Source organism: Advenella mimigardefordensis DPN7, assembly GCF_000521505.1.
Taxonomy (GTDB): Bacteria; Pseudomonadota; Gammaproteobacteria; order Burkholderiales; family Burkholderiaceae_B; genus Advenella; species Advenella mimigardefordensis.
Genome location: NZ_CP003915.1, coordinates 2,836,653 through 2,863,210, shown reverse-complemented (window position 1 = coordinate 2,863,210; position 26,558 = coordinate 2,836,653). Strand labels below are relative to the sequence as shown.

The following is a 26,558-nucleotide window of genomic DNA, read 5'->3' as shown; positions in this document are numbered from 1 at the left end:
TATCGTTCAACGATGGGTATGTTGAAGATTTTGCATACCGAAGCGGCGATGACTTTCGGCGGACAGGAGCATCGCATTTATAAAGAGATGCTGGCCATGCGTGAGCGCGGCCATTATCTGGAGGCGGTCTGCCAGCCTGGCGCGCATCTCATTGCCAGACTGCGCGATCAGGGGTTTGTCGTTCATGAGGTTGCCATGGCCGGGCTGAAGAATTACTTGACCGGTGTAAAAAAAATACGAAAAATCGTCTGGCGCGGGCAATTTCAGATAGTCAACACACATAGCAGAACCGATACGGTGGTGGCTGCGCTGGCCGCGCGTCTGGCGCGTGCGCCGCTTATCGTGCGTACCCGACATTTGGGCAAAGCACCCGGATCGTTGTTGTCTTACACCATTTTGCCGCATCGTGTGATTGCCATCAGTCAATACGTTCGCGACCAATTGCAGAGCAGGGGTGTAAGCAACGAGAAAATGGGTCTGGTCTATACTGCCGTTGCCCTGCCCGATGGTGCTGTGGCATCGTCTATACGCCAGGAACTCGGCATACCTACAGACGCGATCATCATCGGTTCCGTCGGCCATATGCGTATTCCAAAAGGACATGACAAGTTGATTGCGGCCGCGTTGCCAATCATCAAAACGATGCCGAATGTGCATCTGGTGATCGCAGGCAGGGGAGAGCCGCTATTGAGTCAGTTGCAAGCGCAGGTAAAAGAAGCGAAGCTGGGGCATCAAATTCATCTTCTGGGTCAACGCAATGATGTCCCGAATTTATTATCTGGCTTTGACATTTTTGCGCTGGCGACCGAAGCGGAGGCGCTGGGAACGGCGTATATTGAAGCCAGTTCCTATGGCTTGCCTTTGGTAGGGACGGATATCGGCGGGGTGCCCGAAATTATTGAACACGGACGCAATGGCTTTCTGTTTCCGCTCAAAGATATAACAGCGCTGGAAAAAACACTGCATCATCTTGTGTCAAATGCGCAACTCAGTCAGGAAATGGGAAATAATGCGAAGGCGATGTTCGAGCAGGACCCGCGATGGAAAATTGAATATATGGCAAGTGAAACTGAAGCGGTTTACAGGAAATGGCTTCACGAGCGTACGTAAAAAGCCGGTATAAAAAATAATAACAAAGCGCCGTTTGGTGTTGCTACGTTTTGTTTGCCAGCTCGGCTACTTCGGGTACATCGCAAAAAGCCTGTTTCATTTGACGCAGCACAATCATTAGTTCAGTCTGCACTCCGTCATTGAGAATGTCATTGAGCAGAGCGGCTGCATAGACTGGATCTTTGCGAAATATGTCTGTCATGACAGCATCATGAGATATGTCATTCATAATATAAGAAATAATCAAAAGAGACGAGAAAGAAAAATCTATTTTTTTCCGAGGCTGCTTTTCGCAGACTCCAGCCTGGCAGAAAACCCCTTGCGTTCAAGCGCTAATGCCGTGCTCTCCAGTACCTTGAGTAGCGGAAAGCCGATTTCAGTTTCAAGTTCGCTGATCGCTGCGAACGTGACCTGCCAGTGCTGTTCCAGCCGCTTCAATAATGCTTTTCCCTTAGCGGTAAGATGAACGCCGGTTTTGCGTCCGTCTTCCAGTGTGTGGCGTTCAAGCAGGCCGTCTTCAATCATCAGCAGGACAGACTGGCTGATTGCGCCCTGCGTGAGATAAGTGCTGGCGGTAATGTCGGAAATGGTTTCCGCACCCGCCTTTAGGGCGCGCATGACAGGGGTATAGCGCGCACGGTAGGTGAGGTTGATGGCACGATACTGCGCTTCTGCGCCTTCGTCTACCAATTCACCTACGTAACGTAGCAATTCGCCGAGCCCAGGTTTCGCTTTTGAAGTCATGAGCAGCATTGTATATTAGTGCTAATTTAAATGTCTAATGATAAATTGCCTGATGACTTCTCTGCTACTTCGCATCTGCCAAAGATCATATTTTTCTTTTAAAGGTTGTGCCAGCATGGTACATTAGTGCTAATGTAATTTCCTAATGTATTTTTCATCACGGCATGGGATATGGTCGGCAAACCGTCAGGCCATATTTTTAACCCGTCATTCGAGCTCATCATGACCGACACTCACTTCAAAGATCATTTTTCCACCGGCTCGGCCAGTTATGCAGCACATCGTCCAACCTATCCCTTGCAGCTGGTAGACGAATTGGCCAGGATCAGCCCCAGTACGCAGCTCGCTTTGGATTGCGGTTGCGGGACCGGGCAGCTTTCTGTTTTGCTCGCCGAACGTTTTGCGCGCGTGGTAGCGACAGACGCCAGCGCAGCGCAAATAGAGCAGGCGCAACCGCGCCAAGGGGTCACGTATCGAACGGCGCTTGCCGAAGACAGCGGTTTGCCGGATGCGTCTGTGGATTTGGTCACGGTGGCGCAGGCCGCCCATTGGCTGGACCTGGACAAATTCTATGGCGAAGTGCGCCGGATTGCCCGGCCAGATGCGGCCATTGCGCTGATCACTTACGGCGTGCTTCATGTCGAAGGCGAGATTGACGAACTGGTTCAGCACTTTTATTACAAGGTGATTGGCCCGTACTGGCCGGCCGAGCGACGTCATGTCGAAGAGGGCTATCGCGGTCTGGATTTCCCGTTTCAGGAGCGCGCATTCCCTGCACTGGAGATTGAGGTTTCGTGGAAACTGGCGGACCTTTTCGGCTACATGACCACCTGGTCGGCAGTGAAGGCGGCGACGAAGGCATTGGGTACGAATCCTCTGGTCAGTTTTGAAGCACAGTTGCGTGAGCAATGGGGTAATGCCGAGGAACCCAAACGCGTTACCTGGCCACTTTCGCTGCGGGTAGGCAATGTGGCAATTACAACTGAATAAGTCACCCTATAAATGAATATGAGTCATTGCGCCGCAACGCCAGTAGCGATGCAGGTGACAGGCGAGGTAAGGTTGAGTTGAGGGAGATAGACGGCAATCATTTAACGTTCGACGTACGTTGTCATGATGAAACCGACTTGATCAGCTCGGGTACGCACGAGCGGTTCATTGTTAATTTAAGCGGAACAGTTTTTAAATAAAGTGGCTGAGAAACAGAACAAAAGCCACTGAACCGGAGTAGGCTTTCTTGCCTCTAAATGGTCTGTTTGACGACAGCGAGAAAATGCTTCGGCCATGCTATCGGTCACGTTTCATTCGGGTTCAATGGCGTTTGCAATAATTTCTGATAGAACGCCAGGTCCAGCCATTGGCCGAATTTGTATGCGGCCTGCCGGATGACACCGGCCGGCTCAAAGTCCAGACGCTCGTGCAATACGATGCTGGCCTGGTTTGACAGGTCAATGCCGCCGATCATGGTGTGCACGTCCCTTGCTGTTGCTTCTTCGATCAGGCTGCTCAGCAGGCGCTTGCCCAAACCCAGCCCGCGACATTCGTGATGAATGTAAATCGAGTGCTCAACGCTATATTTGTACGCCGGCCAGGCCCGAAAAGTGCCGAAAGAGGCGAAGCCAAGCAGTTTGCCTTGCTCATCCTCTATACCCAGTACAGGGAAATCGTTGCGGCGCTTGGTTTCAAACCAGCTTTTCATGGACTCGGGTGCACGGGGTTTGTAGTCATAGAGCGCCGTGGAATGAAGAATCGCATGATTAAAAATGTCCAGAATGGCGCTGGCGTGGCGATCTTCTGTGCAATGGATCAGTCGCATATGCATTCCTGATGGCGTTTATTATAAAAGACAAATTGTATACTATATGAGACTAATTTGAATGGGAAATTTTGTGCGGAAGTTGTATGACCGTCACTGACAAGTCTTCGGGGACAGCACGGTTTTTGGGGGCGTGACGGGTCTTGTACCTATGGGAGGACTATTCTGTGGCCTCGTGAAAAGGGCTCGATGGGCTTACCACCTACAAATGGCAGGCAGGCGTTAGGCGCGGGGCAGGTTCGCGCCTGATCGTATCTGTTGAAAAGGGTCTGGGTTAACGCGCCAGAGGATGCCCTAATTCGTATCCGGGGTGTTCCGGGCCGGTGCTCGTATTTCAGTTGTGAATACTTCATCGTCTATCGGCAGGCCGCTGATGCTGTCAATCAGCAGCGGTTGTGCCAGTGCGCCGGTTTGCCTGTTAATGGTGACAACGCTGGCGCCTTCGGGCGAGAAATGACGGTTGCCCCATTCCTGCAGCAGGACCAGTATGGGTTTGAAATCGCGCCCGCTGTCTGTCAAAACATATTCATAGCGTGGCGGATGCTCGCAGTACCGGTTCCGCGCCAGCAGGCCGGCGTGGACCAGTGCATTCAAGCGGCGCGTCAACATGCTTGGCGCGATGCCCAGGCTTTTTTGAAATTCATCAAAGCGCGTCAGTCCTCTGAATGCATCGCGCAGGATGAGAATGTTCCACCATTCGCCTACATGCTCAAGGCTGCGTGCTATCGGACATCTCATATTTTGAAAGCTGGTGTGTTTCATTTTTCTCTGGTGTTTTTGGAAGTGAACTGCTACGATAGCGCAAAGTAACTATCATTATAGTAGTAACTATTCATATCGTCTTTATCACAACTTTATATCGTCATTATTTGTGGGGAACAATACAGTGCACGCGCCCTATTATCTGGAAGATTTGACCGTTGGTCAGCGTTTTCATAGTGAAACATATTGTTTGACCGAAGAAAAGCTGATTGCCTTTGCATCGGAATATGACCCACAGCCGTTTCACCTGGATAAAACGGCGGCGGCTGCTACTTTGTTCAAGGGGCTGGCCGCCAGTGGCTGGCATACGGCTGCCATAACCATGAAGTTGCTCAATAGCGGTGGCGCGCCGCTGGCCGGTGGCATTATCGGAGCGGGTGGCGAGATCGAATGGCCACGGCCCACGCGTGCGGGCGACATTCTGCAGGTGTTCAGCGAAGTAATAGAGATTATTCCGTCCCGTTCCAAACCACAGCAGGGCCTGGTCAGAGTGCGCAGTGAAACCCGCAATCAGCGTGCAGAAGTACTGCAAATCCTCACTGCCAAGTTGATTGTGCCGCGTCGGCCTCAGTTGCAGTCGGCCGTAGTTGACTAGAAATGATGCAGCTTGTCGCCCCTTCATGTCCGTTGATATCCGGGTAATGGCAGTTGTAATAGTGGCCGCTTGCTCCTGTGTGGCGATATCTGTTGTGATGCGGACGTTCCTTTGACTTTTCCAGGTACACAACCATGCCAACGATTGAATTTTTTTTGACTATCGCAGTCCTTATTCCTACCTGGCCCATTGCCAGTTGCAGCGTATGCCGGTTGCTATTGACTACCACCCTTTCGATATTCGTCATTTGATGGAGCAGGTGGGTAATGTGCCCACGACCGTGACCTGCAAGGCCAAGGGGCAATACGCAAAAGCAGATATCCAGCGCTGGATTATGCGCTATGAGGTGCCGTTTCAGCGCCATTCAAATATGCGCGCAATCGATTTTCTGCAACTGCTGCGTTTGACCGTTTTTGCCATTCACCAGGGCAAAGGGCCGGCAGTGATCACTGCGCTTTATGACGCTGTGTGGGCCAGCGATACGCCCTTGAGTAGGCCTGAAGAGATTGCCGCCGCAGTGGCCGGCACAGGATTGAGTATTGATGAGATTGAGGCCGGGCTAAAGGATCCGGCCTGGAACGAGGTATTGGATGCGTCAACTCAAACAGCAGTGGACAAAGGCGTTTTTGGCGCGCCCACAATGTTTTTTGGCGACGAGATGTATTTTGGCAACGATCGTCTGCATTTTATTGATGAAAAACTAAAGGAGCTGGTATGAAACCATTGGCGATCGTGACGGGAGTGGGACCAGGGACAGGATCGGCGATTGTCCGTCGATTTCATGAAGGCGGTTTTGCGGTTGCCATGCTGGCACGCAATGTGGAACGGCTGGCTGATTTAGAGAACGCCTTGCCTGATGCCTTCGCCGTGCCTTGCGACGTCTCGGATCCGGCGGCGTTGCAGACAGCGCTGGCGCAGATCGAAGCGTGCGCCGGCGTGCCCGAGGTGGTGGTGCACAATGCAGTGGGCGGCGCTTTCGGTACGTTCCAGGATATTGATCCGGCGATTCTGGAGCGCAATTTCCAGGTTAATGTGATGGCGTTGCTGCACCTGGCACGCTGGGCAGCGCCGCGTATGGCTGCTGCTGGAAAAGGTGCGTTGATCGCCACGGGTAATACTTCGTCTCAGCGGGGCAGGGCGCATTTCGCGGGGTTTGCACCAACCAAGGCGGCGCAGCGTATTCTGGCCGAGTCCATCGCGCGTGAGATGGGGCCGCAGGGCGTGCATGTGGCGTATTTGCTGATTGATGCGGTCATTGATGTACCCTGGACGCGCGAACGTTATCCGGATAAACCGGATGACTTCTTTATCCGTCCGCGGGATATTGCCGAGGAAATCTGGCATGTGGCGCACCAGCCTAAATCGGCCTGGTCGTTCCTGACGGAAGTGCGGCCGTTTGCCGAAAACTGGTAGCGTAATTGAGGGGTGTACGTTAGGGGCATTCGCGGCGTGAGATCGGCCTGAACCCCCTTTTGCAAAGCGCTGCTTATTCGCCTGACGTAACGGCAGGCGGCAGGATCAGGCGGTAGACGGTGGCGCAGGTTTCGTGCATCGGCAGACTGTTTTTATGCGCCAGGCACAGCACGACAGCGCCCTGAATGCTGGAGAGCACCAGCGTGGCCAGTGCAACCGCTGGCAAATCATTGCGAATTGTTCCTGCAGCCTGGCCTTCCTGAAGAATGTTTTGTACAGACGCGCGCCAGGACGAGAGCATGGTGCTTAGGAGCGTACTGAATTTTTCAGAAGTGGGCGCCATTTCAAGGGAAAACTTCCCCACCAGGCATCCTTGGCGGTTTCCGCCGCGTTCCAGGCCAAAAGCCATTTCTTCCATATACCCACGCAGCCGTTCAGGAGCAGGGATGTCCAGATTGGTCGCCCAGCGTTGCAGGCGCTGCGCGCTGCCCTTGTGGTATTCACCCAGTACGGCCATGGCGAAGGCTTCTTTCGAGCTGAAGTGATGGTAGAAAGAGCCCTTGGGTAATTGGGCGCTCACCAGTACAGCGTCCAGGCTGGTGCCATTGTATCCCGTTGCATAGAACCGTCGCATGCCATGCTTTAGCAGGTTTTCTTTACTTGATAGAGGCGTTCGTGTGGAGGTTGCCATAGGTGTCCCGATGCCGGCCCGGCCAGCAAGAAGCGTGGTTCATGACCCGACTCATTAGTCTGATTCATAGTGCCTGCTAGTTTATCACGCAATGCAATTTCTTTATTTTACTCTGCAGAATCATATACTCCTTACTTATGCGACAGGAAAATGATGGAGTAGACTCACTGGTTTACATTCACCTCAAGGCATAGGCTGGATTTGGCCGGTATTGCACTGGGGAGACTGGCTTTTTAAGGAGCAATAGACATGGATCATCAGGAACAGCAACACCCGGTGCGCGTTGTGAATGGTATCGAAGAACTCAGGCAGCTTACCGGCCAGAACATCGGTGTAAGCGACTGGATGTGGGTCACCCAGGAAATGGTCTCCCAGTTTGCCCAGGCTACTGGAGATCACCAATGGATTCATGTGGATCCCGAGCGTGCCCGGCGTGAGTCGCCCTTTGGCGGTCCGGTAGCACATGGATTTTTGACCCTATCGCTGTTGCCTGCGCTGATGGGTAGCTTAATTTCGGTGAAGGGAATCAAATTGGGCGTCAACTATGGCATGAACAAAGTCCGGTTTACTTCGCCAGTGCCGGTAGGCAAGCGGGTTCGGATCCAGGTTTCGTCGCGGCAGGTAGATGTGGACGCTGAGGCAGGTGTGGCGAATCTGATCTGGAACGTGGTATTTGAAGCTGAAGACACGCCAAAGCCGGTATGCGTGGCAGAAGCACTATCCAGATATTACTTCTGATCGTTACATCACCTACAACTGAAATGCCACGCCTTACTCGTTAGATCTATTATCCGGTCATCGCTACATCAGCCCTAGCTGGCTGACGCGGCGGGCCAATTGCGGGCCGATCACTTTTGTCAGAAAGGGCGGTTCGATTGCATCCGCGGGCACGCCACTGAAAAAGATATATGGTGCACCCAGCCTGGGGCTGCGTAATGGGGTGGCGACTGCGTAAAGAGAAGTGTTCCAGCGTCCGAAGGAGGGGACGTAGCCATTAGTGCTGAGGCTGGATCGGGCCTCTTCAACCTCGTCGTAAAGACGGCTCATTTCTTCTGTTGAGTTCGTTAGCCGTGTTCGGATCAGATGATGCCGGTCGCGGGTGTTGATGCTGGCCAGATAGGCCAGGCCAACCGAGCTGCGTTTCATGGGGATCCATGTGCCGGTGCGCAACCAGGACGTAGACGAGTCGTGCGGACACCAACTGTGGGTCATCAGCATACCCTGGCCGTCAGGGATGGCAATGGCTACCAGCGCTTGCAGTTCGTCAGCCATTTCTTGCATGCGAGGCGCCGCACCGTCCAGAAAAGGCAGGGTCGCATGGGCGGTATTGCCCAGAGCAATCACGCCTGCGCCCAGGCGGTATTTTTCAAGTGCATGCAACCGTTCCAGATAGCCAAGCTGTGCCAGGGTAAACGTGAGTCTGGAAATGGTGGCTTTGGATAGGCCGGTTCGGCTGGCCAGCTCCTGGTTGCCCAGCGGCCCGTCGTCCGGGCGGAAGGCGCGTAGCACGCACATACCTCGGGCCAGCGACTGTGCGAAGCGGCGGTCATCGACAAATTGGTCAATGCCTGAGTTGTCCTGGCTGGAACGGTGATCTATAGCGTTCTGCGGCATGTTCATCTCCTGTCTGACAGCGCGGCAAATGCCGCGCCGGGGTCTCTTTATTTATTAATAGACTATATGGTCTATTTTTGTATTGCGTATGCAATGGCACGGTACGGGATATCGCATACGGCATTTCAAGTTGCTTAAAACTGTTATGTTTTAACCTGCGGAATCGTCTCGAAATTAGTATGAAGGTTAACGTGTTTACGCATAGAATGCAATCATCAACTGCGGGAGATAAGGGCAGGATGAAGCGAATTATTCATTCAAGCCTGGCTCTATAAAAACTAGACTATATGGTCTGTTTTAAGACTCTCGTTTCGGTCCAACCTCTTTTAGGATATGAGTCATATGGCAACGAAGTACACCGTAACAGACAGCGTCGCCGTCATCACCATCGATAACCCACCGGTCAATGGCTTGGGATATGCGGTACGCGTCGGTCTTATTAACGATCTGGATCGGGCGCTGGCCGATGAGGCGGTGCTCGCCGTGGTCGTTACCGGTGCGGGTAAAGTATTTTGCGGCGGCGCAGACATGCGCGAGTTCAATTCACCCAAAACCGGCCAGGAGCCAGGCGTGAATGCGGTGATTGCTGTACTGGAAAACAGCAGCAAGCCCGTTGTAGCAGCAGTGCATGGCGTTGCCATGGGCGGCGGGCTTGAACTGGCCATGGGTTGTCACTATCGTGTCGCCCTCAAGCAGGCGCGGGTCGCACTCTCGGAAGTCACCATGGGTCTGTTACCCGGCGCTGGCGGCACGCAGCGCCTTCCCCGGCTGGTGGGGCTGGAGCTGGCGACCGATATGATTACCACCGGGTCATCGCGCTCGGCTGCTTCACTGGCCGACTCTGGCCTTTTCGACAAGGTGGTCGATGCAGACCTGCTGACTGAAGCTATTCAGTTCGCGCTGGATAAGGCCAGCCAGCCTGCACCTTATCCGCGAGTCCGCGATCGCAAAGTCGAACATGCCAATGCCCAGGCTTATCTGGCTCTGGTCGCAGCCGGTCTGCAGGCCCGCAAAAAACACCTGCCGGCGCCGCAGCGTTGCGTCGAGGCGCTGCTGGCGGCGACGCAATTGCCCTTTGATGAGGGACTGGCGCTGGAGCGGCGCTTCTTTCTGGAATTGATGGCAACGTCGGTGTCCAAGTCTTTGCGCCATGCGTTTTTCTCCGAGCGTGCCGCCACCAAGGTGCCTGGCATTAGTGACACGGCACAAGCGCGTCCGGTCAATCGGGTGGGCGTGGTAGGTGCCGGGCTGATGGGCGCGGGCATTGCCGCCAATTTCCTGAGCGCCGGTATACCGGTGCTGCTGAACGATCGTGATCAGGAATCAATCGACCGCGGCGCGGCAACGATTCTGCGTAATTATGAAACCAGTGCGCGCAAGGGAAAACTGACGACCGCCCAGATTGACCAGAATATGGCGCTGCTGACGCCAGCGCCCGACCTGGCTGCGTTAGCCGATTGTGATCTGGTGATTGAAGCAGCCTATGAAGATATGGCGGTGAAAAAGGATCTTTTCCATCGTCTGGATGAGATTCTCAAGCCGGGCGCGATTCTGACTTCGAATACCTCGACACTGGATATGAATGAAATAGCCCGGACCACTCAACGGCCGCAGGATGTGCTGGGATTGCATTTTTTCAGTCCCGCCAATGTCATGCGCCTGCTTGAAATTGTCAGGACGGACGCGGTATCGGACGATGTGCTGGTCACAGCGATTGAGGTTGCCAAACGTATTGGCAAAGTACCCGTGGTTTCGGGCGTATGTGATGGCTTTATCGGTAATCGCATGCTGGCCGAGTACAGTTGGCAGGCGGCGTCATTGCTGCATCAGGGTGCGACGCCGGAACAGATTGACCGGGCGCTGGAAAAATTCGGGATGGCGATGGGGCCTTATCGGATGAGCGACCTGGCCGGTGGCGATATCGGCTGGGCCATCCGCAAGCGCCGTTATGCAGAAAAGCCCGATGCCCGCCGTTTCACGGTCTCAGACCGTTTGTGCGAGGCCGGCCGGTTCGGCCAGAAAACTGGCGGTGGCTGGTATGACTACGCGCCCGGTGACCGAACACCCAAACCCTCTGCCGTCACGCGACAGATTTTGGAAACCTATTGGAAAGAGCAGGGCATTACCCCGCGCCAGTTTAGCGATGAGGACATTGTCGCGCGCCTGATGTACGCGCTGGCCCATGAGGGGGCGCGTATTCTGGATGAGGGTATCGCCTTGCGTGCCTCCGATATTGATGCAGTCTATCTGCATGGCTATGGTTTCCCCGCATGGCGCGGAGGACCCATGTTCTACAGCGACACCGTAGGGTTGTTCAATGTTCGTCGCTCGATGCGTGGCTGGGCCAAAGAAGATTCCTGGTGGACACCCACTACGTTGCTCGAGAGCCGGATTGAAGCCGGTCAGCGTTTTAACGATTAATCATTCAAAACAAAAGGATTTATCAAATGCAGGAAGCTGTCATTGTGTCCACGGCGCGCACGCCGTTGGCGAAAAGCTGGAAAGGCGCTTTCAATATGACCCATGGCGCGACGCTGGGGGCCCATGCAGTGCGGCATGCCGTTGAACGATCTGGCCTGGATGCAGGGGAAATCGAAGACTGCATCATGGGCGGGTCGCTGCTTGAGGGAACGACCGGTGGAAACGTCGCCCGGGCGATTGCCTTGCGCGCCGGGTTGCCGGTCACGACCGCAGGGATGACTATCAACCGTTTTTGTTCTTCAGGCCTGCAAAGTATTGCCATGGCTGCCCAGCGCGTGATGGTCGAAGGCGCGCCGGCGATTGTGGCGGGTGGACTGGAGTCGATTTCCTGTGTGCAGAATCAGGCCAATATGTTTATGCGCCGGGATCCTTGGCTGCAGGAGAATAAACCAGAACTTTACTGGAGCATGCTGCAAACGGCTGAAACGGTGGCCAAGCGTTACGGCATCTCCAAACAAAGCCAGGACGAGTATGGCGTGCGCAGCCAGGAGCGTGCGGCCCAGGCGCAGGCGCAAGGCCGCTTCGATGCCGAAATTGTACCGATGACGACAGTCATGGCCGTGACTGATCCGGTAACGGGCCGTGTCACGACCCGGGAAGTGACGGCGTCGGCTGACGAGGGCATCCGTCCCGGCACGACGCTGGAAGCCGTGTCGCGGATTCGTTCGGCGCTGCCGGGCGGCGTTATCACGGCAGGCAATGCCAGCCAGTTCTCTGATGGCGCGTCGGCTTGCGTGGTGATGAATGCCGAACTGGCAAAACAGCGCGGCATTCAGCCGCTGGGCATCTTTAGAGGTTTTGCCGTTGCTGGTTGCGAACCCGATGAAATGGGTATCGGCCCTGCGTTTGCCGTGCCGCGTCTGCTTGAACGCGCCGGTATCCGGGTTGAAGACGTGGGGCTCTGGGAGCTGAACGAAGCCTTTGCCTGCCAGGTACTGTACTGTCGTGACCGCTTGGGCATTCCCGACGATCGGTTGAATGTTAACGGCGGTGCGATTGCCGTAGGGCATCCGTATGGCGTCAGCGGTTCGCGCCTGACCGGACATGCTCTGCTGGAAGGCAAGCGCCGGGGCGTGAAGTATGTCGTGGTCACAATGTGTATCGGTGGCGGCCAGGGTGCTGCCGGGCTGTTTGAAGTGGTTTGATTAGTCGGGAGACAACAATGGGAAGTATCAAAAAAGCATTTGATTTGACGGGCCGCACTGCCCTGATTACAGGCGGCTCGCAAGGCCTGGGTCTGCAGATTGCGGAAGCACTGGGAGAGCAGGGCGCACGCATCCTGATTTCATCCAGAAAAAGTGAGGCGCTGCAGGCAGCGCAGGAGCGCCTGAGCAAACAGGGCATTCAGGTTGACTGGGTAGCAGCCGATAACGCCAAAGACGAGGATATCCAGCGGCTGGTGCAAGAGGCGATGAGCCGTCTGGGACGCATCGATATTCTGGTTAATAACGCTGGCGCCACCTGGGGCGCACCAGCTGAAGATCATCCAGTGCCGGCCTGGGACAAAGTCATGAACCTGAACATCCGGTCGATTTTTCTGCTCTCGCAACTGGTTGGTCAGAAGTCCATGATTCCGAACCGCTATGGTCGCATCATCAATCTGGCGTCGATTGCCGGTTTGAAAGGAAATGGTCCCAAGTCTACCGGCACGCTCGCCTACAACACCAGCAAGGGCGCGGTTGTCAACTTCACGCGTGGCCTGGCTGGCGAATGGGGCAAGTACGGGATTACCGTCAACGCCCTGGCCCCCGGGTTCTTCCCGTCGAAAATGACTAAGGGAACGATCGAAGCGGTGGGCGAGGAGGCGCTGGCGGCACGCGCACCGTTGCAGCGCATCGGTGACGATGACGATCTGAAAGGCGCCGCCGTGTTGTTTGCCAGTGATGCCTCCAAGCATATCACCGGCCAGATTCTGGCGGTCGATGGAGGATTAACCGCAATCTAAGCGCAATAGCGTGTACTCCCCCTGCCCGCAGAACGGCAGGGGAGACAGCCAGAGGCAGGTGACGCACCGAGAAAAGGTGTGATCGTAAAAAATGATGGAGACAAAAAATGAATCTACTAAAAGGTCGATGGTTTGTTGGTGCATCCATGGTGTTGATGGCGTGCATGGCGAACACGAGTGTGCAGGCGCAGTCCGCGGTAGCGGGAGTGCATTCGCTGATTGTGCCGTATCCCGCAGGCAATGCGTTTGATATTGTGGCGCGTCGTATACAGGGCGAGTTGGGAGAAAAACTGGGCACCACCATTGTGGTCGAAAACGTCAGTGGCGCTAGCGGTTCTATGGCGGCAACGCGGGTATTGAACACCCCGTCGAAGAATCTGATCCTGTTGGCGGCTTCCCCGAATGAGTTGACCCTGCCTCCTTTGATTATTACCAGTGCACACTATAAACCCGACGATTTTCGCATGATTGCGCAGATGACCTCGGGTGCGTTTGCCCTGATCACGCGGCCCGACTATCCGGCAGACAGTATTGATGCGTTCATCCGTGATGCCCGCAAGCCGGGACATAAGCCGATTACTTACGGTAGCACCGGCGTGGGTTCCATCTTCCATATGGTGGGTGCGGACTTTGGCAAGCGGCTGGGTATTCCCGTGTCTCACATTCCCTATCGCGGGGGAGCACCAATCATTCAGGATCTGATGGGCAGCCAGGTTGATATGACGTTTCTACCAGTGACGCCCAGTACGCTGCAAATGGAGCGGGCCGGCAAACTGAAAATTCTGACTATTCTGGCCGAGCGGCCCAATCCGATGTTGCCCAAGGTCCCGACCATTGATGTGGTGCCTGAGCTCAAAGGCATGCATTACGCCTTATGGACCGGGCTGTTTGTTCCCGCCAGTACGCCCCAGGTGGTGGCTGAAAAAATCAACGCAGCGACCAGTGAAATTGTGGCGTCCAAAGATTTCCGGGAGTGGGTTGCTGAGCGCGGTAATGACGCCGGCCAGGTGATGAATCTGCAGGAGGCGGCGGCTTTTTACACCGCCGAGTCGACCCGTTTTACCGACCTGGCCCGACGCATCAATCTGTCAGGCAAATAGCCGAATTATTTACACGGGCGCGGCGCGCGTCCGTTCAACCCAATCAGGACCATGAGTCATGTCTATACCAAATAGCTATTGGACTACCGAGCGCCTGCTGACTACGCAGGATATTGAACGCTTTGAGCAGGTGCCGCTGGAAGAGCGCGGTTTGCCCGAGTCCACTTATCAGATGTTGATGGATGGTTGCGCCATCAATCCGGACAAAGTTGCCGTTCAGGAGTTTTCCGATGGCGTGCGGCCACTGGAAACCAGCCGGGAAGTGACGTTTGCCGGGCTGCGCCGGAAAATTCATCAGACGGCAAATCTGCTGTTCGAACTGGGCGTGGGCAGCAGCGATGTGGTGTCGCTGTTGATGCCGGCAGTGCTTGAATCGCAATATGTATTATGGGGCGCGCAGGCAGCCGGGATCGTCAATCCGGTCAACTGGATGCTGGAATCCGACATTATGGCGCATACCCTGCAGGCGGCCAATACCAAAGTACTTATTGTCTATGGTGGCGACGAGTATACGCAAATCTGGCATAAGCTGGAGGCGGTTGTGCCGCGCCTGGCCGGGCTGACTGCGATCATCCGCATCGGCGGGGAATTACCTGGCCCGCAACAGGCTTGTGGTATCCCGGTAATTCAGTATGAATCGGTCATTGAGTCGTATGAGGGCGATTATCTTGTGTCAGGACGCAAGTTCGGGCGCAACGAGATTGCGGCGCTGTTTCATACTGGCGGCACGACCGGTGCACCCAAGCTGGCGCCGGTGCTGCACCGCAATCAGGTGTTCTGGGTTTGGGCCTCGGCTTTGCTCACTGGATTTGCCGATGAAGAAGTACGTTTGATCGGGGTGCCGATTTTTCATGTGGCCGGTTGCGTGGCGGGCTGCTTTTCTCCGCTGGCGCGCGGCTCACGCCTTGTGCTGATGACCTCTGCCGGTTACCGCCATCCCTCTGTGGTGCCCAATCTCTGGAAGCTTATAGAAACCTTCCGAGCGACAACCGTCAATCTGGTGCCTACGCTGGTTAATCAGCTACTTTCCCTGCCTATCAACGGCGCAGATCTGTCGAGCCTGCGCTATGCCTCGTCGTCGACTGCGCCGCTGTCGGTCACGGCGGCAGAGACGTTTTATCGGCTGACCGGAGTACGCATCCGGGAAAGCTATGGCCAGACCGAAACGACGGCGGTGACGTTCATTACGCCACCGGTCGACAAAATCAAGGTCGGCAGCTCGGGATTGCGTTTGCCATACCAGCATGTGCGCATTGTTCAATTGGATCGGGACGGAAGCATTGCGCGCGAGTGCGAAGTGGGTGAGCCAGGGCTGGTCCTGGTGCGGGGGCCGGCGGTGTTCCCGGGGTATCTGGGCCCCAGAAAAGCGGAACACTGGTTTGAGGGCGATTGGCTCAATACCGGCGACCTGGGTTATCTGGATGATGAAGCGTGGCTGTATATCACCGGACGGGCCAAAGATCTGATTATTCGTGGCGGCCATAATATTGATCCAAAAATGGTCGAGGAAGCTCTGTTCGCCGTAGAGGCGATACAGGACGTGGCCGTGGTGGGCGCGCCGGATCGCCATGCTGGCGAGGTGCCGGTGGCGTATGTGGTGTTTCGTCCTGACGCGAGCAGCGATCCCCAACATATTTTGCAGCATGCCGCCCGCCATGTGCCGGAACGGGCAGCCGTGCCGAAGCATTGCTATGTACTGGAAGAAATGCCCAAGAGTTCGGTCGGCAAAATCCTGAAGAACCAGTTGCGTGTGGACGCTGCCCGACGCAGTTATCTCGATGTGTTGCACGCTGCGCTCCCGGACGTGGCGTTGGATGTCAGTGTCCAGGACAAGGGCGCGGCAGGGTTGCTGGTAGAGGTGCAGGTGAACGGTCCTGGTCAAACCTGCCATGCGGATATTGAGCAGGTCCTGCTTGGTTTCAGCCACCCCGTTTCGATTCGGAGTACCTACGGTGAATAATATTTCTACACACGTGTCTGATGGGGTGCTGAATGTGGTGTTCGACCGCCCTGAGAAAAAGAATGCGTTTACCGCAGATATGTATGCGGCGCTGATCGATGTGCTACAGCAGGCGCAGGACAATGACGCCGTTCGCGTGCTTCATATGACCGGTGCAGGAAGCGATTTTACGAGTGGTAATGACGTCAGTCTGTTTGTCCAGGCAGGCACGCCGGGAACCGAATCGGTGGCGTCCGGATTCATGAAAGCGCTGCTTGCGCTAACCAAGCCGGTGGTGGCCAGTGTACAGGGCTATGCCGTGGGTATTGGCGCCACCATGCTGATTCATTGTGATCACGTGATTGTCGCTGCCGACGTGAAACTGCGTTTTCCCTTTGTGGATCTGGGTTTGAGTCCGGAGTTCGGGTCGACAGCGTTATTGCGCTCATTTGTGGGGCGGCGCAGGGCCGATGAGTGGCTGATGCTGGGCGACATGATCGACGCGCAGGCAGCGCTGGATGCGGGTTTTGTCAATGCCGTTGTTAAATCGGAGAAGCTGCAGGAGACCGCGCAGCAGATTGCCAATCAATACGCAGCCCGCCCGGCTCTGGCATTACAGGAGACACGCAAGCTGCTGCGCATGCAGCACACCGAGCAGGCATTGGAGCGTATGGCGATTGAAAGCCCCTTGCTGGATCGCCTGCGCCGCTCAGAGCAGGCCCAGGGCATTTTCAGACAGTTTTTGAATCGCTCAGGTTCCAAACGGACATAAACGATGATATTCACAATTGAAATAAAAACAAACAGGAGCACAATAACATGAACAGACGAACGGTCAACAAGGCGTTGCTGGCGGCACTGGTCTCGCCGGGCTGGTCCGCGCGCGCGCTCGCAAAGGCGTCCCTGCCCGATAATAAGCCGCTGCATATTCTGGTGCCTTTCAATGCAGGCGGAACAACGGATGTGCTGGCAAGGGCAATCGCGCAGGGTATGAGTACGCTGCTGAAGGTGCCGGTGGTTGTCGAAAACAAACCGGGGGCGTCCGGCACGATTGCGGCCGGGCAGGTGGCGCGTGCCCGGCCCGACGGTACCACGCTCATGCTGACGACTGGCAGCACGGCAACGCTGATACCGCATACGATTTCGATCAAATTCGACCCGCTGAGTACGCTACGGTCGGTAGCTGTAGTCGGACGCACGCCTCTATTTCTCTATGCGCATCCGTCCATACCAGCTAAAACCCTTCCTGATCTGGTCCAGTGGATCAAGGCGCACCCGGGCAAGATTGCCTATGGTTCTTACGGTGCAGGTACGCAAGGTCATTTTGGCGGCCTTATTCTTGATCACGAGGCGGGCATTCAAATGGATCACATTCCTTTTTCGGGAGGGGGGCCGGCCTTGCAGGCATTGGTGGGTGGCCATATTCAATTGATTTTTGATGCGTATACACCAGGTATGGAACAGGTTAAAGCCGGCCATGCGCTGGCGCTGGGCGCATCCAGTCCTGAACGTAGTCCTTATGCACCAGACGTTCCGACGTTCCGTGAACTCGGATATCCGGCACTGGAAGCGATCAGTGGTTTTTTTGGCGTATTTGCACCGGTAAATACGCCTACCGAGATCGTTACATTGCTTAACACCACGATCGAACAGGTCGCCGCATCGGCAGAATTCAGGGAACGGCTTCCGATGCTTGGCGTATTGCCGCCAGCGGCCATGACACCTGAACAAATGGATGCCTACGTTCGCAAACAGAATGCCGACTGGGCGCAGCTGGTCACCAAACTTGAATACAAACCCGGCGCGTAGTGCCGGCAGCCCGATACGTTCGGGTGCAATGCAATTTTGATCTGGCAGTGACATGCATTTTTATTTTTTAGAGGAATCAATATCATGACAAATGAAATCAATACCCCCGAAGTGACCTTAACGATTGAAGGTCACATTGCGGTCATCTCCCTGAATAACGTGGCTAAAAAAAATGCCATTACGCCAGAACTCATGATGCAGCTGTCGCAGCATCTGACGACGTTTGATGATGACGATAGTTTGTGGGTTGCCGTGCTGGATCCGGCCGGCGAACACACGACAGCGGGCCTGGATATGCCCAAATTTTTTGGTCCCACGGCAACCGCTAAACCCATTCCGGCGACACAGGTGGACCCTTTCGGCCTTAAACGCCGTTGCAAAAAACCGGTCATTTCAGTTGTACACGGAATTACATACACGATTGGTATCGAACAAATGCTGGCGTCAGATATCGTGATTGCGGCAGATACCGCACGCTTCTGCCAGCTTGAGTCCAAGCGCGGTATTGCGCCTTTGGGCGGCGCGCACTATCGCTATCTGACGCGGACCGGCTGGGGCAATGCCATGTATCACTTGTTCCTGTGCGACGAGTTCGACGCGCAGGAAGCTTACCGTTGCGGCTTTGTGCAGGAAGTGCATCCATTTGGCAAGCATCGAGAGCGTGCGATGGAGATTGCGCGGCTGATCTGCAAGGTTGCTCCTATCGGTCTGCAGGTGACCAAGCAGGCGGCGCTGACTTTCATTGAGCATGGCGAGAAAACGGCGATTGATATTGTGCCGTCGATTCGTGAAAAAGTGTTTGCGACCGAGGACTTTAAAGAAGGCATCAAATCCTTCGTGGAGCGTCGTGAAGCCAATTTCCAGGGCCGATAAAGAATGCGTCTGTTTCTGTTGATAATGACCAAGGATTTTTATGGCTACTGAGTATATCGCGCCAGTCGAGGAGTTCGTTTTTCTCCTGGATGAGGTGATTGGTCCCGAACTGGAACAGGCCGATTCAGATCTGTCGGGCGACGACGTCCGGCAGATTCTGGACGAGGCTGCCCGGTTCTTCCAGGAGGTCTGGGCGCCGCTGGATACGGTGGGGGATGAACAGGGATGCGTGTTTCGGGATGGTGCCGTGACCACGCCCGCCGGGTTCCGGCAGGCTTATGCTGCCTTTCTTGATGCGGGATGGAATAGCGTTGCTGCGCCGGCGGAGTTTGGTGGTGCGGGCCTGTCAGAACTGATCGGACAGGCAGTACGGGAGTTTGCATCGTCTTCCTGCAATTCGCTGGGCCTGTATTCCGGCCTGACCAATGGTGCCCATGCCACTATCCGACGCAACGGCGCACCCTGGATGCTGGAACATGTTGTGCCGTTCATGGTTGCCGGAAAATGGACGGGAACCATGTGCCTGACCGAGCCACATTGCGGCACCGATCTGCGCCTGATGACGACCCGGGCCAGGCCGGAGGAGGATGGCACCTATCGTCTGACGGGAACGAAAATATTCATTTCCGGTGGCGATCACGATCTGGCAGACAATATCATTCACCTGGTATTAGCAAAACTGCCGGATGAAAATGGTGCCTATTCAAACGATCTGTCTTCAGTGAGCTTGTTTCTGGTGCCCAAATTCAAGGTTGACCCGATTTCAGGTGCACTTGGCGCAGCCAATGGCGTGCAAGTAGGCGGGGTTGAGCACAAGATGGGACTGAAGGGCAATGCCACCTGCACTCTCAACTTTGAGGGTTCGATTGGCTATCGTTTGGGCCGTAGCGATACCGGCACATGTACATCCTCTTCAGGCATGAGGGGTATGTTCGAAATGATGAATTCGGCTCGGCTGGGAACCGGCCTGCAGGCGCTGGCCAGCGCCCAGCGCGCCTATACCCATGCGGCCAATTATGCGCGTGAAAGGCTGGCGGGACGGGCAGGCAATCCGGCTGATCGCAGCGGCGCGCCGGCTGATCCGATTATTGTTCATCCAGACGTGCGGCGGCTGTTGATTAAGCAGGCCTCTTTTATCGAGGCCGGGCGTGCGCTGGGATTACTGGTGCGTGGCTGGCTGGATGAAGCCGGTAGCGGAGAGCGAGCACGGCGCGGTGCTGTCGGACGATTTTTGACGCCGGTGATCAAAGCCTTTTTCAGCGATCGTGCATTTGAATCGTCCAACGATGCGATGCAATTGATGGGCGGCCATGGTTATATTCGCGAAAATGGCGTCGAACAATTGGTGCGAGATGGGCGTATCTTTCAATTGTATGAGGGAGCCAACGGTGTGCAGGCGCTTGACCTCGTGCTGCGTAAGTTGGGCGCAGACAACGGAGTTGCGTTTTTTTCCTTCCTGAGCATGGTACGGGAAGCGGGGCAGAATATTGGCCCCGACAGCTCACTTTTGCCTCATGCAGATGCGCTGATGGCTGCCTTACAAATACTAGAGGAGTGTGGGCGCTGGTTTCTTGATGATAGCCGAGACGCTTATGATGCCGGTGCGTCATCGTATGATTTTCTGACGATGATCGGCATTTTTTCTTGTGGCTATATGTGGTTGTTGATGGCGCTGCGCGCGGAAGCACGTCTTCGATCCAGCCCTCAGGATGCGTTCAGTCAACGTAAATTGCACCTTGCTCAGTATTGGTTTGATCGGGAGCTACCTATGATAGCGTCATTAAAGGTGCGAGTACAAACCGGGCATGCATGTTTGATGGGCTTGCCGGCCGAGCTGTTTTAATCTGGACGATCAGGTCGATTCAATGCATTGGCCTTGCCCGTGCTGGGCAAGGCCTGTCGTTCATTGATGTTTGACCGTTTGCTGCGCCTGCTGCATTTCCTCAATTAATGTTGCGAGCAATTGTGCTGCAGGCAACGCGCGCGCCAGCGGGGCGCCTGTACCGGCCCAGTGCGCCGCGAAGCTGTTGTTTCCCTGTTTTGCGGCGACGGTATTCAATTGCTTGGCTGCGTCGTAGGCTACCGGATAAGCGGCGGGGCGCGGGCTGCCTGATTTTTCGCAATGAGTGATGAAGGAATTGGCGATGCCACGCGCGGGCCGTCCCGAGAACGCGCTGGTCAGGCGCGTTGTTGCAGCTGCTTCACTTTTGAGCGCGCTCCGGTAGGCGGTATTGGCGCTGGATTCGGGGCACAGTACGAAGGCGGTGCCCAGTTGTGCTGCGGCTGCGCCGGCAGCCAGCGCTGCCTGAATTCCTCGTCCATCCATGATCCCGCCGGCGGCAATCACAGGCAACTTCGTATGTTTCAACAACAAGCTTAGCAATGCAGTGGTGCCAAGCTGTTCATCCGGTCCGTCGGGATTGAAGACGCCCCGATGGCCGCCGGCTTCAACGCCCTGCGCGATGATGGCGTCGATTCCGCTAGCCTCTATGCTCGCGGCTTCTGCCAGGCTGGTTGCAGTGGCGAGTGTGAAGATGCCTGCCGCTCGCAGGGCGTTGATCTGTTCCATTGACGGTAAGCCAAAATGAAAGCTGACAACAGCAGGGCGTTTTTGCAGCAAGAGTTCAAAAACCTCTGTGCCGTCAATAAAGCTTTTATAGATTTCGTCCAGGGCTATCGGCGTTTGTGCGTCCACGCCCGCAAACAATGGTGCCAGATGGCGTAGCCAGGCGTCTTCGCGTTGTACGTTCCGAGCTGCCGGGGCATGGCAGAATACATTCACGTTAAATGGCCGCGAGGTTAATGCCCGCGTTTCATCGATCATCAGGGCGGCCTGCGTGGCTGTACTGGCGCCGATGCCCAGTGAACCCAAGCCACCCGCACTGGAAACGGCGGCAGCCAGTTGCGGCGTAGATACGCCCGCCATTGGTGCCTGGATGATGGGCTGAATGTCCAGCCTTGCGGTGAACGAATGCGAATGGGTCATGATGATTCCTTATCAGAAAAAGTGAATATTCGTCTTTTAATATTCTTATTTAAAGAATATAATATCATTATTATTCTTTTATTGTGAATATAAAAATGAATCTCGAATCCCTGCGTATTTTTATTGCAGTGGCGGCCGACTCAAGTATTACTCAGGCTTCGGCCCGGCTGGGACGGGCGCCGTCGAACGTCACAACCCGTATTCAGCAACTGGAATCGGATCTGGGTGTGCCGCTGTTTGTACGTACCGGCAAGCGGCTGACGCTGTCCGTGGCGGGAGAGCGTTTTCTGGACTATGCCCGGCGTATGCTGATGCTTGCAGATGAGGCCCGACAAGTGGTGACGGGTGGTGAGCATGGCGGGGTGTTGCATATCGGCTGTATGGAAAGCACCGCTGCCAGCAGGCTGCCGGCCGTGCTGGCGGCGTATCACGTCGATTTTCCTGGCACGGAATTGCAGGTGATGACCGGTACATCCGGCTCGTTGCTGGAACAGGTGCGCACCGGTGGCCAGGATTGCGCCTTCGCGGCGCTGCCATCCGCATTGCAGGGGGCGGGTGCGCTGGCTGAACTGGGTTTGTCTGCGAAGCCGATATGGCGAGAGTCGCTTGTGTTGCTGCTCCCCGAGAGCGAAGCGGGAGTGAATGCGCCAGCACAGGTGCGCACGCGTTCACTGGCTGCATTCAAGGCGGGCTGTACTTATCGGGCCATCGCGCAAGAAGCGCTGGGCGTTGCTGAAGACCCCGAATGGAAAGTTCAGGAGCTTGGCTCCTATCATGGCATGATTGCCTGCGTGGCAGCGGGCGCCTGCGTGGCGTTGCTACCGGAAAGCGTTCTATCCTTAACGAAAACGCCGACCGGATTGAAGACACTCCCGTTAGGACATGCTGACACATGCCTGGTCTGGCGGACCGGCTACGATGTCCCGGCCTTTCAGCATCTGCTTGAACAACTGGATGGGGTGCCGGTATGACACAGACAGCGTCCCGGTTCAGCCCGGGTTTGCGTTCAGCGTTCGAAGCCGCACTCATTATGGCGATTGGCATGGGATTCGGACGTTTCGCGTTCACTGCGATTTATCCGCATATGGTGGAAGAAGGTCTGCTGGATCTGCAAGCCGGCAGCCTTGCCGCTTCGGCCAATTACGCAGGCTATCTGCTGGGTGCGCTATTGGCCATTTGGGCACGTCCGCATCACGCGCATCGGCTGTGCCTGTGGTCAACAGCGGGTACGGTCGCCTGTCTGGCACTATTGGCTGTCGTTGATTCCGTGATATTGATTGTCGTGCTACGGGGCCTGGCCGGCGTATTCAGTGCGCTGGCCATGGTGGCCGCTTCGCTCTGGCTGCTGGCGCATCGTGGGCAGATGCACCGGGCGCCGCTGCTGTATGCGGGCGTGGGTATAGGGATTGCGTTGTCGGCTGAATTGCTGGCCGCCGGCGCGCAGTTTGGCTTGCATAGTCAGGGGCAATGGCTGTTGCTGGGTGTCGTCTCCCTGGCTCTGGGGCTGATTGCAGCGCCTGGATTGATTGCTGGTGCTACGGCCCAACCGAAAGGGGTAGCGCCTGCATCAGCATTCGTACCGAATGAGGTTAAACCGCTGCCTCTGGTCGCGATCTATGGCCTTGCTGGTTTTGGTTATATCATCACGGCAACCTACCTGCCTTTGTTGGTTAAATCCGCTATACCTGATATGAGCGCCACACAGGTATGGGCCGTCTTTGGTTTGAGTGCCGTGCCGTCTTGTTTCCTATGGCATTACTGGCATAGGCAGCGTGGTACCCGAGCTGCGCTTGCCACCAATCTGCTGGTACAGGCCATGGGTGTTGCCTTGCCCATTGTCTGGCCCAGCGCCGCTGGTTATCTGCTGAGTGCTGTGCTGGTGGGTGGCTCTTTTCTTGGCACGGTAACGATTGCCATGCCGGCTGGGCAGCGGCTTGCCAGCCAGGGCAGGGGAAATCTGATTGCAACGATGACCGTGGTCTACAGCATTGGTCAGATTGTGGGTCCGCTCGTCGCCAGCGCCATTTTCGCCGTTACGCAGGTTCTGGCGTTATCGTTATTGGCGGCGACGGCGGCGTTGCTGGTGGGCGTTGTGCTCAGTCTCTCACGACTATAAGCCTCCAGAAATAGGTGATGGCTGGCGCTAGGCCGGAACGGCGAGCAGTAATTACAAATGTGATGTTGGCAGGCAGCGCTAAAAGCGGCTAAGATTTCAGCACAACGGTTATCTGGAGCTGCTCATGATTCCCCTCATCACGGCTTTTGCCTTATCTCCCGACCAGGGCAAGGGCCTGGCGCGCGATGCGCGCGTGCGCTGGGCGCTGGAAGAAGTTGGCCAACCCTATGATGTGCGTTTTCTATCGTTCCAGGCGATGAAGGAACCCGCGCATATGGCGCTGCATCCCTTTGGCCAGATTCCGACCTATGAAGAAGGTGACTTTGTACTCTTTGAGTCCGGCGCGATCCTGCTACATCTTGCCGAACATCATGCAGGTCTGTTGCCCGACGAAGCCAATGCCCGTATGCGTTGCATCGGCTGGATTTTTGCGGCGCTCAATACCGTTGAACCGCCCCTGGTCGAATACACCATGGCCAGACTCTTCGAGCGCGACAAGCCCTGGTATGAAGCGCGTAATGTGATGCTTGAAGACCGGTTACGCGTCCGGCTACGCCAACTGTCTGAGCGACTTGGTGATGCCCAGTGGCTGGAAGGGGAGTTCAGTGTGGGCGACCTGATGATGGTGTCGGTGCTGCTCAGGTTGCGCTCCTCATGCATCCTGAACGACTATCCAAATCTGGCCGGCTATGTGGCGCGCGGAGAAGCGCGACCTGCGTATCAACGGGCTTTTGAAGCTCAGTTGGCGGTGTTTCTTGCTGCATCGAAGGGTTAGGAGCGAGGCAATTCTGGATAGGTTGAATGTGTAGGCAAAATTCGATAATCTATCTCCCGAATTTTTGCTGAAATTCAAAAATGAGGTGTCCAAATGAGTGACAAAGAAATGCAGCAATTTGAAGCCGATCTTTTGCAATCGGTGCGTCAAATGAAGAAACGCGAGTTCGCACGAACGACCAAAGTCAACGTAAGCGAGGTAGTCAGGGCGCATTGATGCCGGGTTTTCACAGAACGCCTTCGCAAAGCTTATGGGGGTTTCTGTGCGTACGCTGCAGGAGTGGGAGCAAGGTCGACGCGCATCCACCGGTGCTGCTCAGACGTTGTTGAAAATTGCCAATCGACATCCGGAAATACTCAGGGAATTGCATGAGGCTTTGTAGCATCGGGCACGAAATCTTTTGAAAGCAGCGCAGTGAGCGTATCGGCGTTTTCGCCTGCGTGAACAGAGCGATCTGGCGTGGTATGCTTAGGGCCATTCGCTTTTGTACAGAACGATCATGACGTCTTCAGCTACCCAAACGTTACCCCCATTACGTACGATCCCACCGCAAATCGCCAGTGTTACCGATTACGAACGCTATGCGCAGGAGCGGGTGAGCGAAGCAAACTGGGCGTATCTGAACAGTGCCGCAGCCGATCAGATTACGCGTCGCGACAACCGGCAGGCCTGGGATGCGATTCGTTTGCTAAACCGAAATTTGATGGCGATGGATGGCGGCAATACCGAACTTGAACTGTTCGGTGAACGCTATGCATATCCCATCTTTATCGCGCCTGTGGCCTATCATCGCCTGGTTCACCCCGATGGTGAGCTGGCCACCGCGCTGGCTGCACAGGCAATGCAGGCGGGTATGGTACTGAGCACGCTATCCAGTATTTCTCTGGAAAACGTCGCAACAAATACAGCAACACCCTTGTGGTTTCAGCTCTACATTCAGCCCGAGAAAAAATATACACAAAGCCTGGTCGCCAGAGCCGAGGCAGCAGGCTACAAAGCGCTGGTGGTGACGGTTGACGCGCCGGTTACGGGGATGCGCAATGCCGAACAGCGTGCCCAGTTTGTTCTGCCAAAGGGAGTAACGGCTGCCAATCTGGCTGACATGCCTTCGCCTGATGTGTGCACGGCTGTGCCTGGCACGAGCCCGATATTCGGCAGCGGCATGGTTCAGGCGCTACCCACCTGGGACGATATTGCGTGGCTGGTGTCCATTACCCGATTGCCGGTCTTGGTAAAAGGCGTGCTTAACCCGAAAGATGCACAGGATGCGTTGCGTGTCGGCGCTGCTGGGATTATTGTTTCCAATCATGGCGGGCGGGTAATGGATACGCTGCCAGCCACCATTGAGGCTTTACCTGGCGTTGCTGAAAAAGTCGCTGGCAGGGTGCCCATTTTGCTGGATGGCGGCATCCGGCGCGGGACTGATATCGTAAAAGCGCTGGCACTGGGCGCATCGGCCGTGCTGGTCGGATTGCCCATCATCCATGGGCTGGCAGCCGCAGGGGCACCTGGTGTCGCGCACGTGCTGCATATACTGCGTACCGAACTGGAGCTTGCCATGGTACTTTGCGGCTGCAAAAATCTTGGCGAAATCAATAAAGAAGTGATCTGGCAGACATAGTCAAGTCAGATTTCTTCCGGCTGCCGCTTCACCATAAAACAAGGTATTGAAACCGCGTCGGGGCGTTGTTATTCATTCAAAGTACCGACTCTGTGCAGCCCTTGTGTTGGCCATACGCCTGCCAAATGTGACCGACGTTATGTACGGGGCGAAGCCGGGCCAACAATG

At 55.5% G+C, this 26,558-nt stretch carries 26 protein-coding genes and 3 pseudogenes; 22 read left to right on the top strand and 7 right to left on the bottom strand.

The genetic code is table 11. The features are described 5' to 3' along the window. Positions 1 to 12 precede the first annotated feature (12 nt). Complete coding sequence (locus MIM_RS13180; protein WP_025373223.1) at positions 13 to 1,110, top strand: glycosyltransferase family 4 protein; 1,098 nt, start codon at positions 13 to 15, stop codon at positions 1,108 to 1,110. Positions 1,111 to 1,153: 43 nt separating this feature from the next. On the opposite strand, the gene MIM_RS23215 is transcribed toward MIM_RS13180, so the two are convergent. Next, positions 1,154 to 1,312 carry a hypothetical protein gene (locus tag MIM_RS23215; RefSeq protein WP_158318734.1) on the bottom strand — a complete coding sequence of 53 codons (159 nt, stop codon included), beginning with the start codon at positions 1,310 to 1,312 and terminating at the stop codon, positions 1,154 to 1,156. A gap of 65 nt (positions 1,313 to 1,377) precedes the next feature. Then, positions 1,378 to 1,854: a MarR family winged helix-turn-helix transcriptional regulator gene (locus tag MIM_RS13170; RefSeq protein WP_025373222.1), complete on the bottom strand. Its 477-nt coding sequence runs from the start codon at positions 1,852 to 1,854 to the stop codon at positions 1,378 to 1,380. Positions 1,855 to 2,076: 222 nt separating this feature from the next. Here MIM_RS13170 and MIM_RS13165 point away from each other — a divergent pair, with 222 nt between their 5' ends. After that, on the top strand, positions 2,077 to 2,844 hold the full coding sequence (locus MIM_RS13165; RefSeq protein ID WP_025373221.1) for a class I SAM-dependent methyltransferase: 768 nt from the start codon (positions 2,077 to 2,079) through the stop codon (positions 2,842 to 2,844). Between the two features lie 26 nt (positions 2,845 to 2,870). Further along, complete coding sequence (locus tag MIM_RS23680) at positions 2,871 to 3,044, top strand: thioesterase, FlK family (protein WP_407638119.1); 174 nt, start codon at positions 2,871 to 2,873, stop codon at positions 3,042 to 3,044. A gap of 104 nt (positions 3,045 to 3,148) precedes the next feature. On the opposite strand, the gene MIM_RS13160 is transcribed toward MIM_RS23680, so the two are convergent. Beyond that, a complete protein-coding gene (locus MIM_RS13160) occupies positions 3,149 to 3,670 on the bottom strand; it encodes a GNAT family N-acetyltransferase (protein ID WP_025373220.1) in 522 nt (173 codons plus the stop codon). 294 nt (positions 3,671 to 3,964) lie between these two features. Next, a complete protein-coding gene (locus tag MIM_RS13155) occupies positions 3,965 to 4,408 on the bottom strand; it encodes a winged helix-turn-helix transcriptional regulator (protein ID WP_322786652.1) in 444 nt (147 codons plus the stop codon). Positions 4,409 to 4,556: 148 nt separating this feature from the next. Between MIM_RS13155 and MIM_RS13150 the strand changes: the two genes are divergently transcribed. The 3 genes from MIM_RS13150 to MIM_RS13140 all read left to right on the top strand — a co-directional run bounded on the left by MIM_RS13150 (position 4,557) and on the right by MIM_RS13140 (position 6,440). Continuing rightward, positions 4,557 to 5,027 (top strand): MaoC family dehydratase, encoded by a 471-nt coding sequence (locus MIM_RS13150; protein WP_042070310.1) that lies wholly within the window; start codon positions 4,557 to 4,559, stop codon positions 5,025 to 5,027. Between the two features lie 148 nt (positions 5,028 to 5,175). Continuing rightward, positions 5,176 to 5,745 carry a 2-hydroxychromene-2-carboxylate isomerase gene (locus MIM_RS13145; protein ID WP_042070308.1) on the top strand — a complete coding sequence of 190 codons (570 nt, stop codon included), beginning with the start codon at positions 5,176 to 5,178 and terminating at the stop codon, positions 5,743 to 5,745. Beyond that, positions 5,742 to 6,440 (top strand): SDR family NAD(P)-dependent oxidoreductase, encoded by a 699-nt coding sequence (locus tag MIM_RS13140; protein ID WP_025373217.1) that lies wholly within the window; start codon positions 5,742 to 5,744, stop codon positions 6,438 to 6,440. The genes MIM_RS13145 and MIM_RS13140 overlap by 4 nt, the downstream gene beginning before the upstream one ends. A gap of 73 nt (positions 6,441 to 6,513) precedes the next feature. On the opposite strand, the gene MIM_RS13135 is transcribed toward MIM_RS13140, so the two are convergent. Next, the gene (locus MIM_RS13135; RefSeq protein WP_025373216.1) at positions 6,514 to 7,131 is read right to left on the bottom strand and encodes a TetR/AcrR family transcriptional regulator; all 618 of its coding nucleotides are present in this window, start codon (positions 7,129 to 7,131) and stop codon (positions 6,514 to 6,516) included. A 276-nt stretch (positions 7,132 to 7,407) separates the two neighbouring features. On the opposite strand from MIM_RS13135, the gene MIM_RS13130 reads away from it, so the two are divergent. After that, entirely contained in the window at positions 7,408 to 7,869 is a 462-nt protein-coding gene (locus MIM_RS13130) for a MaoC family dehydratase (protein WP_025373215.1), read from the top strand. Positions 7,870 to 7,932: 63 nt separating this feature from the next. Here the strand turns inward: MIM_RS13130 and MIM_RS13125 are convergent, their stop codons facing one another. Next, positions 7,933 to 8,745: an IclR family transcriptional regulator gene (locus MIM_RS13125; protein WP_025373214.1), complete on the bottom strand. Its 813-nt coding sequence runs from the start codon at positions 8,743 to 8,745 to the stop codon at positions 7,933 to 7,935. Between the two features lie 342 nt (positions 8,746 to 9,087). Here MIM_RS13125 and MIM_RS13120 point away from each other — a divergent pair, with 342 nt between their 5' ends. The 9 genes from MIM_RS13120 (at position 9,088) to MIM_RS13080 (ending at position 20,735) form a co-directional block, all read left to right on the top strand. Beyond that, positions 9,088 to 11,166, top strand: coding sequence for a 3-hydroxyacyl-CoA dehydrogenase NAD-binding domain-containing protein (locus MIM_RS13120; RefSeq protein ID WP_025373213.1), 2,079 nt, complete (start codon positions 9,088 to 9,090; stop codon positions 11,164 to 11,166). Between the two features lie 26 nt (positions 11,167 to 11,192). Then, positions 11,193 to 12,371: an acetyl-CoA C-acyltransferase gene (locus MIM_RS13115; protein WP_025373212.1), complete on the top strand. Its 1,179-nt coding sequence runs from the start codon at positions 11,193 to 11,195 to the stop codon at positions 12,369 to 12,371. A gap of 17 nt (positions 12,372 to 12,388) precedes the next feature. Next, positions 12,389 to 13,171: an SDR family oxidoreductase gene (locus tag MIM_RS13110; RefSeq protein WP_025373211.1), complete on the top strand. Its 783-nt coding sequence runs from the start codon at positions 12,389 to 12,391 to the stop codon at positions 13,169 to 13,171. Positions 13,172 to 13,278: 107 nt separating this feature from the next. After that, positions 13,279 to 14,271 (top strand): Bug family tripartite tricarboxylate transporter substrate binding protein, encoded by a 993-nt coding sequence (locus MIM_RS13105; RefSeq protein WP_025373210.1) that lies wholly within the window; start codon positions 13,279 to 13,281, stop codon positions 14,269 to 14,271. Positions 14,272 to 14,329: 58 nt separating this feature from the next. After that, positions 14,330 to 16,231, top strand: a complete 1,902-nt coding sequence (locus tag MIM_RS13100; protein WP_025373209.1) for an acyl-CoA synthetase — start codon at positions 14,330 to 14,332, stop codon at positions 16,229 to 16,231. Beyond that, positions 16,224 to 16,982, top strand: coding sequence for an enoyl-CoA hydratase-related protein (locus MIM_RS13095; RefSeq protein ID WP_025373208.1), 759 nt, complete (start codon positions 16,224 to 16,226; stop codon positions 16,980 to 16,982). The genes MIM_RS13100 and MIM_RS13095 overlap by 8 nt, the downstream gene beginning before the upstream one ends. 47 nt (positions 16,983 to 17,029) lie before the next feature. Beyond that, the gene (locus tag MIM_RS13090) at positions 17,030 to 18,019 is read left to right on the top strand and encodes a Bug family tripartite tricarboxylate transporter substrate binding protein (RefSeq protein ID WP_025373207.1); all 990 of its coding nucleotides are present in this window, start codon (positions 17,030 to 17,032) and stop codon (positions 18,017 to 18,019) included. 84 nt (positions 18,020 to 18,103) lie between these two features. Continuing rightward, complete coding sequence (locus tag MIM_RS13085; RefSeq protein WP_025373206.1) at positions 18,104 to 18,892, top strand: crotonase/enoyl-CoA hydratase family protein; 789 nt, start codon at positions 18,104 to 18,106, stop codon at positions 18,890 to 18,892. Positions 18,893 to 18,932: 40 nt separating this feature from the next. Next, the gene (locus tag MIM_RS13080; RefSeq protein WP_025373205.1) at positions 18,933 to 20,735 is read left to right on the top strand and encodes an acyl-CoA dehydrogenase; all 1,803 of its coding nucleotides are present in this window, start codon (positions 18,933 to 18,935) and stop codon (positions 20,733 to 20,735) included. Positions 20,736 to 20,795: 60 nt separating this feature from the next. Here the strand turns inward: MIM_RS13080 and MIM_RS13075 are convergent, their stop codons facing one another. After that, positions 20,796 to 21,878, bottom strand: coding sequence for an NAD(P)H-dependent flavin oxidoreductase (locus MIM_RS13075; RefSeq protein WP_025373204.1), 1,083 nt, complete (start codon positions 21,876 to 21,878; stop codon positions 20,796 to 20,798). 95 nt (positions 21,879 to 21,973) lie between these two features. Between MIM_RS13075 and MIM_RS13070 the strand changes: the two genes are divergently transcribed. From MIM_RS13070 to MIM_RS13050, 6 genes and pseudogenes are all read left to right on the top strand, one after another. Further along, entirely contained in the window at positions 21,974 to 22,849 is an 876-nt protein-coding gene (locus MIM_RS13070) for a LysR family transcriptional regulator (protein WP_025373203.1), read from the top strand. Further along, a pseudogene (locus tag MIM_RS13065) lies at positions 22,846 to 23,967 on the top strand (YbfB/YjiJ family MFS transporter); the annotation flags it as partial. The gene MIM_RS13070 and the pseudogene MIM_RS13065, both read left to right, overlap by 4 nt. Next, positions 23,930 to 24,025, top strand: a pseudogene (locus MIM_RS23675) (hypothetical protein); the annotation flags it as partial. The pseudogenes MIM_RS13065 and MIM_RS23675, both read left to right, overlap by 38 nt. Before the next feature lie 93 nt (positions 24,026 to 24,118). After that, positions 24,119 to 24,769, top strand: a complete 651-nt coding sequence (locus MIM_RS13060) for a glutathione S-transferase family protein (RefSeq protein WP_025373201.1) — start codon at positions 24,119 to 24,121, stop codon at positions 24,767 to 24,769. A 93-nt stretch (positions 24,770 to 24,862) separates the two neighbouring features. Next, positions 24,863 to 25,151: pseudogene (locus tag MIM_RS13055) on the top strand (helix-turn-helix domain-containing protein). Between the two features lie 117 nt (positions 25,152 to 25,268). After that, on the top strand, positions 25,269 to 26,390 hold the full coding sequence (locus MIM_RS13050) for an alpha-hydroxy acid oxidase (RefSeq protein ID WP_025373200.1): 1,122 nt from the start codon (positions 25,269 to 25,271) through the stop codon (positions 26,388 to 26,390). Positions 26,391 to 26,558: the final 168 nt, after the last annotated feature.